The 10,750-nt window shown below is 58.6% G+C and carries 8 protein-coding genes and 1 pseudogene; all 9 read right to left on the reverse strand.

From position 1 onward, the window contains the following. Nucleotides 1–2,613, reverse strand: a 2,613-nt coding sequence (locus AB4Y35_RS41995) for an ImcF-related family protein (RefSeq protein WP_368708791.1), incomplete at its 3' end; no start/stop codon positions are given. Next, on the reverse strand, nucleotides 2,594–3,874 hold the full coding sequence (locus AB4Y35_RS42000; protein WP_368708792.1) for a hypothetical protein: 1,281 nt from the start codon (nucleotides 3,872–3,874) through the stop codon (nucleotides 2,594–2,596). The genes AB4Y35_RS42000 and AB4Y35_RS41995, both read right to left, overlap by 20 nt. After that, the gene (locus AB4Y35_RS42005) at nucleotides 3,874–4,134 is read right to left on the reverse strand and encodes a PAAR domain-containing protein (protein ID WP_368699120.1); all 261 of its coding nucleotides are present in this window, start codon (nucleotides 4,132–4,134) and stop codon (nucleotides 3,874–3,876) included. Before AB4Y35_RS42005 ends, AB4Y35_RS42000 begins: the two co-directional genes overlap by 1 nt. A gap of 108 nt (nucleotides 4,135–4,242) precedes the next feature. Next, on the reverse strand, nucleotides 4,243–4,677 hold the full coding sequence (locus tag AB4Y35_RS42010; RefSeq protein WP_368708793.1) for a hypothetical protein: 435 nt from the start codon (nucleotides 4,675–4,677) through the stop codon (nucleotides 4,243–4,245). After that, nucleotides 4,677–7,019 carry a hypothetical protein gene (locus tag AB4Y35_RS42015; protein WP_368708794.1) on the reverse strand — a complete coding sequence of 781 codons (2,343 nt, stop codon included), beginning with the start codon at nucleotides 7,017–7,019 and terminating at the stop codon, nucleotides 4,677–4,679. Before AB4Y35_RS42015 ends, AB4Y35_RS42010 begins: the two co-directional genes overlap by 1 nt. 163 nt (nucleotides 7,020–7,182) lie before the next feature. Next, nucleotides 7,183–7,959: pseudogene (locus AB4Y35_RS42020) on the reverse strand (DUF2345 domain-containing protein); the annotation flags it as partial. Further along, nucleotides 7,959–8,219, reverse strand: coding sequence for a PAAR domain-containing protein (locus AB4Y35_RS42025; protein WP_368708795.1), 261 nt, complete (start codon nucleotides 8,217–8,219; stop codon nucleotides 7,959–7,961). The pseudogene AB4Y35_RS42020 and the gene AB4Y35_RS42025, both read right to left, overlap by 1 nt. Before the next feature lie 31 nt (nucleotides 8,220–8,250). Continuing rightward, the gene (locus AB4Y35_RS42030; protein WP_368708796.1) at nucleotides 8,251–8,979 is read right to left on the reverse strand and encodes a hypothetical protein; all 729 of its coding nucleotides are present in this window, start codon (nucleotides 8,977–8,979) and stop codon (nucleotides 8,251–8,253) included. After that, the coding region (locus AB4Y35_RS42035; RefSeq protein WP_368708797.1) for a hypothetical protein at nucleotides 8,976–10,750 on the reverse strand (1,775 nt) is incomplete at its 5' end. The genes AB4Y35_RS42035 and AB4Y35_RS42030, both read right to left, overlap by 4 nt.

Consider the following 10,750-nt stretch of genomic DNA (forward strand, 5'->3'; position numbering starts at 1 on the left):
GATCTGCTGGAGTTTCAGCCGCACGGTCGTATCGGCGGTCAGCACGCGCGAGAGGCTGACGCCGTTGAACGCGGCGGCATTTGCCGCCGGAGCGTGACCCGCATTGCCGCTCGCCGCTGGAGGATTCGTGTCGCCCATCAGCGCGAGCAGCGGGCCGAACGAGCGGTCGAGCGGGTTCACGATGGGGGCCTGCGTCTGGTCGCTATCGTTCCCGCCTAGCAGCCCCTGCGCCTTGCGCACCAGCGTGTCAGTGAGCGCCTGCGAAGGACGCCCCGCCTCGCCCTGGTACTGCACCGACTTCATAACCGCGAGCAGCGGTGAGGTCTGCGCATCGGTCAGGCGCGTGAGCTGGTCGATCACGCCGGAGAAGCTGGTCGCCGGGATCCACTGGAAGCTGTTGAGCATCGTCGCCCAGGCTGCCGTGTAGTCCGTGAAATATCGGTCGCACAGGCGCTTTCTCAGCGCGTCGGCGGCCTTCCTTGCTTCGACTGCGTCCTGGGCCGCGTCAACCGCACCCTCGACGGCAGTGGTGCTGATGCGGGCGGGCGGCTGGTCACCGGTCAGCACCCAGTCACCCTCGACGTGCTGCCCGTTCACCGCATCGTCGATGGCTTTCTCGACGACGCCCTCCCACGCTGCGCGCGTATAGATGCCCGGTACCGTCTGGGTGGTCGTGAAAAGGCCGTGCGAATCCGCGCCCGCGAGTAGCGTCGCGAGCGAAATGTCTGCGTACCTGCCGCGCGCCGTGTCGATGACGCGCTGATAGAGCACGTCGTCGCTCGCCGCGAGGCCGATCTGGTTGACGAGCGTCGAGCGCATCTGTGTGACCAGCGGTTGAGACGGATTGATCCGCCAGTCGGGATGCGCCGTCAGATGATCGGACCAGAAGCCCGCGAGTTGCTGCGAGACGTCGAGCCACTCTCCCACGCGCATACCGGGAGGCGCGGGCCAGACGTCGAGCAGTTGTTTCCTGAGAAAGGTTGCGTCGGTGCGCGCCGGGGTAGCGAGCATCAGGTACGCCTTCAGGCGGTTGTAGGCCTGCTGCTGCGCATCGTGACTCTGCTGTTCATCCGCGCGAACCTGCGAGAACCGGGCGAGTTGCCCTTCGAGCGCCCGCGCGACGGGCTGGCGCAGGTTGCGCATAGCCACGGCCTGATAGGGCCGCCAGAGCGCGTCGAGCAGTTCATCGTTGTGCGAGAGACCTGCGCGCAGATACCACGGTGCGCCATGGTCCCGGCGGTATTCGAGCGTCTTGATCTGCCGCTGGAGGGCGAGTTGCGCGCGCATCGCCTGCGGCGAACCTGGCGTGGCCTCCAGGGCAACCGCAGCAGTTGTTTCGGCATCCTTGACAAGCACCTGATTGCCCAGACCCGCAATCACCAGCAGCACGATCCATGCGATCGCCCCGGCCAGCACGCACCACGCGAGCACGTCCAGCCAGTACAGCCCCGCGCGGCGACCACGATACGGGGGTGCGCAGGCCGCAATCTGCTGCCACACAGGCAGCATGGCGCGCGGCTGCTCGCGCATGACCATTTCCACGGGCACCGCCGTCTCAGGCTCGCCGGGCGCGCCGTCCCCTTCGCCCCCGCTCGCAACCGGCACCGGCACGACGGTCGCCCCCGGGAAAACCGGCGCGAACATGACGCCCGCGAGCGGCGCGCGCAGCCAGTTCGACGCGGCGAGCGCGCCCAGGCTCGCAGCGATCCGCGCGGCATGGTCGCCGACATACTTCGAGACTTCCATCAGCCAGGTCGCCTTCTCCTGGGTATAAAGGCGCACGCCCGCGTCTGCCGTCCAGCGCTCGACCTCGTTGAACAGCTCCGGCAGTCTTGCGGCGGATTCCTGCGCCTTCCTGCGCGGCTCGTTGGGCATGAAGGCGCCGACCGCGTCGAAGCTTTCGGACGGCCTACCCTTCGCCTCGACCGGGTGCAGGAACGTGACAGGTGCGGCCCAGCCGAGCGCGGTCGCGATCATCGAGAGCGCGCGTGGCAGGCCCGCATCGGTCTCGTCGGCGCGTGCGACGTGGACCAGACCATCGACCGGGCGACGACTGCGCAATTCGCGGATCTGGCCGAGCCACTTTTCTTTCTCGATACCGTCCGGCGCAGCGTGGACGAGGACGGTTTCGCCGATGTGCATAACGCCTGCCTGCTTGAGCCCGGGCGCGACCTGATCGACCCGCTCGTCGCTGCCGTCGACCATCAGCCAGCGCAGACGGTAGCGCCAGAACCAGCCATGAGCGACACGTAGTTCCTCGGCCATGCGTTGCAGCCGGGCGTCGCGCTTGAGCGGCTTTGCTGCCTTCGTGCGGTCTCCGGTTTCCGAGCGGAACAGTCTGGCGGCCCAGCCATATGCACCCGTCGATACCGCGAACAGATGCGCGATCACGACGAAAACCAGCACGATCGGGATGCCGACCAGTAGCCGCGTGCGAGGTGCGCCATCGGCGATACCAAGACGGTCATTCCCGAACCAGACCAACAGGATTGCGGCAATGGCGAGGACGAGCGCTGCGAGGGGCATGCCCCAGATCGCCGCGCGGCTCAGAGCCGGATTGCTGGCCACGGCTTCGGGCTCCATGTTCTTGAGATTATTTTGGAGAGTCGTCATGTGTGGAGGCGTTGGGTTGTTCTGCTGGTATGACGTGGAGGATGGCTGACTGCAAGCCGTCGACAACCAGTTGCGGGCCGTCTGCAGCGCCAGCCTCGATGGCGGCCGCAATCGCCAGCAGGCCGTTTGCGGTACCCACGTTGCCGACAATACGATCGAGCCGGTACTGTGCGGCGTCCTTCGACGCGGCCTGAAAACCAGCGGCAGCGAGGGCGCGGTCGCTGTGCTCTGCCGGGCGCGTGATCCACGCGCGCGTTACCTTCGCGGCCTTAGCCTTGCCCCAGATAGCGGCATTCGCAAAACCGTACTCGGCCTCACCATCGATTGCCTGGACTGGACGGTGCAGCGCAGCCTTGTGGCAGACTTCCGGCGGGAGCCTGAAGTAACCGGGATCGAGCAGCACGGCGGCACAACCTTCGGCACAGCCTTCGTCGATGGCATCGTCGTACCATGCTGCGGCGACCGCAAGCAGCGGACGTTGATCGTGGGCGTCGAGCCAGCCGTCGGCTACCAGCAGACCATCGGTCGCGGGGACGGCCTGAACATCAAGCGGCGGCAGCGCCGCCAGCCGCAACGCTTCCCGAACCTGCGTCAGGCGCAGGGCCGCAGTCTCCGGCCCCGCCAGCACGCGTACCTGCGGCCAGTACGGTTTTTCGTATCGCGTCAGCGCCTGGATATTGCCGACTAAAGGTTCGAGCGCAACACGGATCATCTGAACAGCGGGAGCGACCTCCAGCAACACGCCGGCGTCGTCGCCCTCGCTTTCCTCTTCTCCCGCCACCGGCAGCCCGGCCAGCAACAGGTCACAGTCCTCGAAACGATTGCACGAGACCTTGCCCGAGCCATGTCGGGCACTCTGCATCTTGAGGAGCGAGCGCTTGCCTGCAAGAGCTTCGGTAAGGGACTTGCCCGTCAGCGGTAGGCAATACCCGGCACCAACTACGTGCAGCGGACGCTGCGCGAACCGGATCCTCTCCTTGAGCCAGCGGTCGCGATGATGGTTGCGCCAGTACGCGCGATACCACAGGACCTCGTAACCTGCCCGGGCGAAACCGAGCAGAACCAGGAACACGCCGTTCGGTGCGCCGACCATCCAGTTCCAGAACCCGAGGCCACTGGCAAGCTCACCCTTCGGCCACGAAAACAGCACGAGCAACGAACCGAACACGTTACACATGAACCACGTCATCGCCCATGGCCAGAAGCGCATCCTGGACGGATATCCGCTGGGGCGTCCGGCGGGAGAGAGATCGACCGGCATTACTCGATGTTGAAATTCATGAGCGACGAGAGCAGACGGCAGCCGCACGCGCAGCGACAATGATGGAAGGCAATCTCCTTGCCGTCGCGATCGGGAAATTTTGCGTAGCCCTCGTCAATGGTGGTTGGCCCATGCTGCTCGCAGATCGCCTCGTCGCCCTTCCGGGCGAGCGGGCGACCCATCACCTCGAACCACGGTGAGCCGCCTGTGACTTCGCCGCCATGTTCGAGTTTGTCGCCTTTACGGATAGGAGATTGCATATGTTTATGAAAACACTTTATGAAATTCACTAGCGCCCGGCACACTTCAGAAAAAATGCATCAGACATTCTTCAAATTGAACGAACTCAAATAGAAGAATTCACCACATTACCAAATGCATTCCGAGCCATTTTTTCCTAACGCCTCCGGATCAAAAATAAACGGAATTTGCTTACGATTCCAGTAATTCTTATAAGTCATGGAATATATATTCGCACCTTGACTCATCATCTCATACTCTCCTGTGACTTTTCCTCCGTAGACTTCGTACCATGTGGTTGTCACCTGATCCGGACGTCCCGGATTAATCCCTTCCGATTCTACATTTTTAGACACCAACGTTATTGCCGATTTCGCGTCACGATATTTCACAAACGCTCCAGACCATTTTTCACTATCATCGTACAAAACGTGAAGGCCGAAATTCCTTGATCCCGCCACGCTGGAATCGAAACAATATACTTCCTCTGAAATTTCACAATGCGCGACCGCTGGCAGCAATACGACTGCGGCAGCACATAGTTGGCTAAAAATTCTTTTCATTATGGAACCTGTCGTTCAATAGATGCATTGATGGTATGAGTCGTTTTATAAAATTTCTTTTTCGGGTGCTGAAAGGGCGGATGGCCTTCCATGACAGGAATGCCCTGCGCATCCAAGACCGGTTCTTTTTGAGAGTTCCTCCGCCATACAAAGGTTATGGCTACCTGCTCGCTCTTAAAAACCTCATCAGTGAGGATATTTCGTAAATAGACGACCGATTGAAGACGAACCTCCAATCCATTAAGGTTTTCAATAGCCACATAGCCGTTAACATCTTTACTAGCCCTGATCACATCGTCCTGCGCAACACCAGCGTCCACGTGCGATAGCATTCCACTTCGCTTCACAACATAAAAGCAAGCACTATCGACACAATTATCAATATTTTTCGCATCACTATTATCTTTAGCAATCAGGACATCCGGGTCCCATCCAAGCGCATGAAATTTCTCGGGCACAACTCCAGAATTAAATTTTCGAAAATTACCATAATCCTTATAGTTTTCGAGGTGCGTTAGCTGAATAAGCCCCCGTCCATAATATGGGTTATAAGATTTACGCTCACCACCAATCTCCTTGACCAAACTCAGTCTGCCAGTCTCAGGAATGACGTGCGACAAAAAATGCAATAGGCGTATCGAATTAATCCCATATTTCCGTGCCCCTACATTGAACGATTTGCTCCACCTCTGCGCGTGCGAAAGCGCGCTATTCCACGCCAGCTTTGATGGTCGAAATTGAGTCAACTCTAACTGCAGCAAGCTACGCGGGAAACACTCTGCCATTTCCTGAGCATTAAGCCACGCGCACTTTCTGAAGTGGCGAATAAACGCAAGCGGATGAAAGAACCAGAGTTGCTGCCCGGCAAGGGCCGTCTTGTCCAGAAACTGGAACTTGCTCAGGAAGTCCGTGAAGTTTTTGTACCCGTCGGGATTGGTATCCTTCTGCTTGCCAAAGAATCCAGCCGGATCGTTCAGGTCCTTGTAGCGTTCCTCGTTGTTGGACGGATCCCATTCGCTGCGCGCCTTGAACACCATCCCCCTGAGCTTCTCGTCCACGCCGTCTGTGTTCTGCACGTAGCTGGCAAGCTGCAGGTTGACCTCATTGTTGTTGTTCGGATCGGCTTCGAGCGGTTGCGCCGACGGCAGCGAATCCTGAATGCCGGTCAACCCGCACAGCGTCGCGTAGTCACATCGTCCGGCGTCGTTGAACGGCGTGTTGTCACTATCGACCTTTCGCCAACCCGTAAAAAACGGGAAATTCGCGTCGGACAGCTTCTTGATGGCGTCCGGCGCGATGTTGGCATAGCCCAGCGTGCCATTCTCGTCGAATGGCACTGCGATCCAGGTTGCACAGGCCGCACCGGTCAGAGTCGGATGGTCCGAGAGAATGCGCCCGAACCGCAGCATCTCATAGCCATCGCTCGGACACACCGGATAGAGGGCCATCGCGCGTTCATACAGACTGTATTCGTAGCGCTTTCGGGCATTGTCATAAGGGTCCGCAATGGGGGCGGGCGTGAGCAAGGTCGCGTTGCCACTGCCACCCCTATCGATCCACGCGCGCGTAAAACGCTGCCCCTTGTTGAACCATGCCTCGACATAGAGCGTATCGCCTGCGCCAAGCGATCCACCCGGCACGCGCGGGAACCAGGTCTCATCCATGCCGGCAGGTTGCGAATAGAACTCCTGCGGGCCGGAAATGACGAAATAGCTGTGCCCCCAATAGTCGCCCGTGGTCGGCTGTGCCGGGTTTTTCACCCCGATCTGTACCTTATCGAACCAGGCCGTGAAATCGGTATCCGCCATGAAGATTTCGAAGTGCAGGTGCGCCACGCCCTGGTGTTGGCCGACGTAGCCGAGTATGTCCTTGCGGTACACCCTCTTCGTGCAGCCCAGCTGGACCGTCCCATCCTTGCCCGCTGCGGTATCGAGCAGCCATTTGGGTAGCGCGTTCGGCGTGCCAGTCTCGGGCGCATCCTTAAGCTGCGGCTGGGGAACAATGTTTTCCTGGCCGGTCATGTCCAGCAGGTGCATGTAGAGCGAGTAGTACGTGATTGAGCGTCCATCGCCCGTGTCGGTCTTGTGCTTGAGCAGGACGAAGCCGGCATTCGAATTCAGCTCAGGTTGCCCGGTCGTCGAATTGGTGGTGCCATCCGAAATGCCGTTCTGGCAGACCCGGTACGCGACGACTTCCGCATCGGCGATCGCGCGCACCGGCTCTGCGCGGCCCGCGCCCTGCGTACCAGGATTCAGATGGATAGCGCAATGAGAACGCCGGTCGAAGGTGACCGGCCAGACCCCGTGATGGCCGATCTCGAACTGATCGATGAGATCCATCATGGAGTCCGGTTTCGAGGCGTCGCTGGCCATCGGGCCCGACGCCGGAAGAAAGGGAGGGCTGATGATCATGGCTTCGGTGGGATGACGAATACGCTTCGGAAATCTTCAGGCTGCTTTTCGGCAGGGACGGTAGTTGGGCCGGCACGTTCTCGGGTCCGACGAACGTGAACGAGGCCGCCTTGATGGTGAACGCGCCAGGACAGTGAAAGGTCATGTTGCCGCCCTCGGTGACGAGTGAGGCGCCGCCGCTGTTGAGCGTGATTTTCGATTTCGCCGAGACTTGGACGTCCTCGCTCTCGCTCGCAATGCGTAGCTGCTTCTGCGCGAACAGGTCCATCCCGTCCGTCAACGCTGCCGCCGCAAACTTCCCCTTTGCAGCGGTCAGGTTGATACCGAGCTTGTGCGCGCATAGCGAAATCAGCTCGCCTGCGGCCATCCGTAGCAGCCTGCGTCGCGCGGTCGGCAAGATCGGCCCCGGCCGGTCACAGTCCTCGAAGCGATTGCACGAGACCTTGCCCGAGCCATGTCGGGCACTCTGCATCTTGAGGAGCGAGCGCTTGCCTGCAAGAGCTTCGGTAAGGGACTTGCCCGTCAGCGGTAGGCAATACCCGGCACCAACTACGTGCAGCGGACGCTGCGCGAACCGGATCCTCTCCTTGAGCCAGCGGTCGCGATGATGGTTGCGCCAGTACGCGCGATACCACAGGACCTCGTAACCTGCCCGGGCGAAACCGAGCAGAACCAGGAACACGCCGTTCGGTGCGCCGACCATCCAGTTCCAGAACCCGAGGCCACTGGCAAGCTCACCCTTCGGCCACGAAAACAGCACGAGCAACGAACCGAACACGTTACACATGAACCACGTCATCGCCCATGGCCAGAAGCGCATCCTGGACGGATATCCGCTGGGGCGTCCGGCGGGAGAGAGATCGACCGGCATTACTCGATGTTGAAATTCATGAGCGACGAGAGCAGACGGCAGCCGCACGCGCAGCGACAATGATGGAAGGCAATCTCCTTGCCGTCGCGATCGGGAAATTTTGCGTAGCCCTCGTCAATGGTGGTTGGCCCATGCTGCTCGCAGATCGCCTCGTCGCCCTTCCGGGCGAGCGGGCGACCCATCACCTCGATCCACGGTGAGCCGCCTGTGACTTCGCCGCCATGTTCGAGTTTGTCGCCTTTACGGATAGGAGATTGCATATACTAGTTAAATAATTGATTTCGACTATTGTTACTGCGCCGGCATAGCAGCGCATTTAAATTGAACACTTCGCAAGAGAGTGGGGAGAAAACCATCCTTCGAGTTTCCTTCGCTCTGAATATCCGCCCCCCCGCCAGACACACCAATCAAAACGTTCTTTCCTGTGACGAAACAAAATCGCGATCCTTGAATCCCATCTTTCGATTCAATATCGACAGCAAACCCATTTGCGCCGGGCACATCGATATTTTCAAAATTCACCACCCCACTCTTCCGAAGCGAACTCCATTTCTTCCCGTCAAAATATGCGGGACACCTCAATGAGTTAGCGCTCATGATATCCTGCATCTCTTGTGAAATATCGGTTTGTGCATTATCGGGAGACCATTTAAAATCTGCGGTGTTTTCGCACATAAAGCCAATCCATGGCACGTGTGCAGTCCCGCGTTTCTCAAACCACCAGTCATACCCAGAATACATTTGCGCCTGCTGAAGGAATGGAAGTTCCCGATCAGGCAGGGGAGCGTCTGCGCGATAAATTATGAGATCTGGATCGTTGTATTTAATATGCTCGCCCTTTTTCAGAGTCATCGAAAACTTGCAGTCACCCATTTTTACTTGCACCGATGTTGGTCCATCTGCCGTGAGTGTGCTTGTGCCCACCCCCAACTTCCTCACGCCCTCATCGGCTAATGCTTCACCAGAAAAGCATGCAACAGCGAGCCAACCAGCCACAAAGATTGTTATGCAATGCTTCACGATTCCTCCACGCGCCCGAAACCAACTGGGAAAATAGATGTACTCCCGTCCGGCTGCGGGAAGCTGGTTACATCGAATAGTATTATTTGTGCGTTAGCGAATGACAAAAACCGAGACTGTATGTCCCACACCGAGTTATAGTTACTACTTGGCATGCCAGTGTTTATTGTGGCTGCGACCTTACCAAACGCCCAGTTTATATAGAAGTATTTTACTCCGTGATCCGTTGAGAGCGGACTGTATTCACTGGATTGATTAGTCCAGTACTCGTCTGCGCAACATGCTGCACCCGACCAAGCCCAATAACAGCCCGCGCTATCCGCTGCTTCAAATGGGTTGGCCATCGCCTCTCTTTTTTCGATAAGGTCGGCCGGAATATGCGTAGATGTATCTCTAAGGTAATGCATCGAATCGTACATCCCCTTATGACCATTGGGCAATGTTCTGCTTTGGTCAGCCATCTGGGTATGCTGCTTCAGGATGTCCTCCACCGTTGCACTTACTACAATCCCTTTGAATTTCCAATATTTAATATAATTTGTGGCGTGTGTGAGCTGAAGCATTCCTCGCCCATCCCATGGAGCGTACCAAAATGGTGATCCCTCATGGTATTTTTGGAACCATTGCGTCTCCTCTGTTGCATTTCCAAAGAAACACGCCATACGCGCGGGCGATTGAATCCCGTATTTGCGGATCGCGTTGTTGAGTTCCAAGCGCCTCTTAATGGCATTCGGATTATCTGCTGCCAACATGGAAGCAGCCCAACTAAGGTGTACCGTTTGCCACTTCCACGGCGTGGCTTTTTGTACAACATTTTTTGGAAGCAGGTGCTGAAGTTCCTGGCGACTTAGCCACCCACACTTTCTGAAGTGGCGGATAAACGCGAGCGGATGAAAGAACCAGAGTTGCTGCCCGGCAAGGGCCGTCTTGTCCAGAAACTGGAACTTGCTCAGGAAGTCCGTGAAGTTTTTGTACCCGTCGGGATTGGTATCCTTCTGCTTGCCAAAGAATCCAGCCGGATCGTTCAGGTCCTTGTAGCGTTCCTCGTTGTTGGACGGATCCCATTCGCTGCGCGCCTTGAACACCATCCCCCTGAGCTTCTCGTCCACGCCGTCTGTGTTCTGCACGTAGCTGGCAAGCTGCAGGTTGACCTCATTGTTGTTGTTCGGATCGGCTTCGAGCGGTTGCGCCGACGGCAGCGAATCCTGAATGCCGGTCAACCCGCACAGCGTCGCGTAGTCACATCGTCCGGCGTCGTTGAACGGCGTGTTGTCACTATCGACCTTTCGCCAACCCGTAAAGAACGGGAAATTCGCGTCGGACAGCTTCTTGATGGCGTCCGGCGCGATGTCGGCATAGCCCAGCGTGCCATTCTCGTCGAATGGCACTGCGATCCAGGTTGCAGGGAGCGCACCCGTCGAGTCCCGCCGCGAAAGAATGCGCCCGAACCGCAGCATCTCATAGCCATCACTCGGACACGCCGCGTAGACGGGGAGGGCCATCGCGCGCTCATATAGAGAGTATTCGTAGCGCCTCGGTTTGTGGTGGCTATCGGTGCCGCCGTCATAGGGGTCCGCGACCGGGTCGGGCGTGAGCAAGGTCACGTTGCCACTGCCACCCCTATCGATCCACGCGCGCGTAAAGCGCTGCCCCTTGTTGAACCATGCCTCGACATAGAGCGTATCGCCTGCGCCAAGCGATCCACCCGGCACGCGCGGGAACCAGGTCTCATCCATGCCGGCAGGTTGCGAATAGAACTCCTGCGGGCCGG

Origin of the sequence: Paraburkholderia sp. EG286A, assembly GCF_040965375.1 — a bacterium.
Lineage (GTDB): Bacteria > Pseudomonadota > Gammaproteobacteria > Burkholderiales > Burkholderiaceae > Paraburkholderia.

Bases quoted from the DNA above. Each gene is read 5' to 3' on its own strand.
- AB4Y35_RS42000 (WP_368708792.1), bottom strand. From the start codon at position 3,874: ATGCCGGTCGATCTCTCTCCCGCCGGACGCCCCAGCGGATATCCGTCC.
- AB4Y35_RS42005 (WP_368699120.1), bottom strand. From the start codon at position 4,134: ATGCAATCTCCTATCCGTAAAGGCGACAAACTCGAACATGGCGGCGAA.
- AB4Y35_RS42010 (WP_368708793.1), bottom strand. From the start codon at position 4,677: ATGAAAAGAATTTTTAGCCAACTATGTGCTGCCGCAGTCGTATTGCTG.
- AB4Y35_RS42015 (WP_368708794.1), bottom strand. From the start codon at position 7,019: ATGATGGATCTCATCGATCAGTTCGAGATCGGCCATCACGGGGTCTGG.
- AB4Y35_RS42025 (WP_368708795.1), bottom strand. From the start codon at position 8,219: ATGCAATCTCCTATCCGTAAAGGCGACAAACTCGAACATGGCGGCGAA.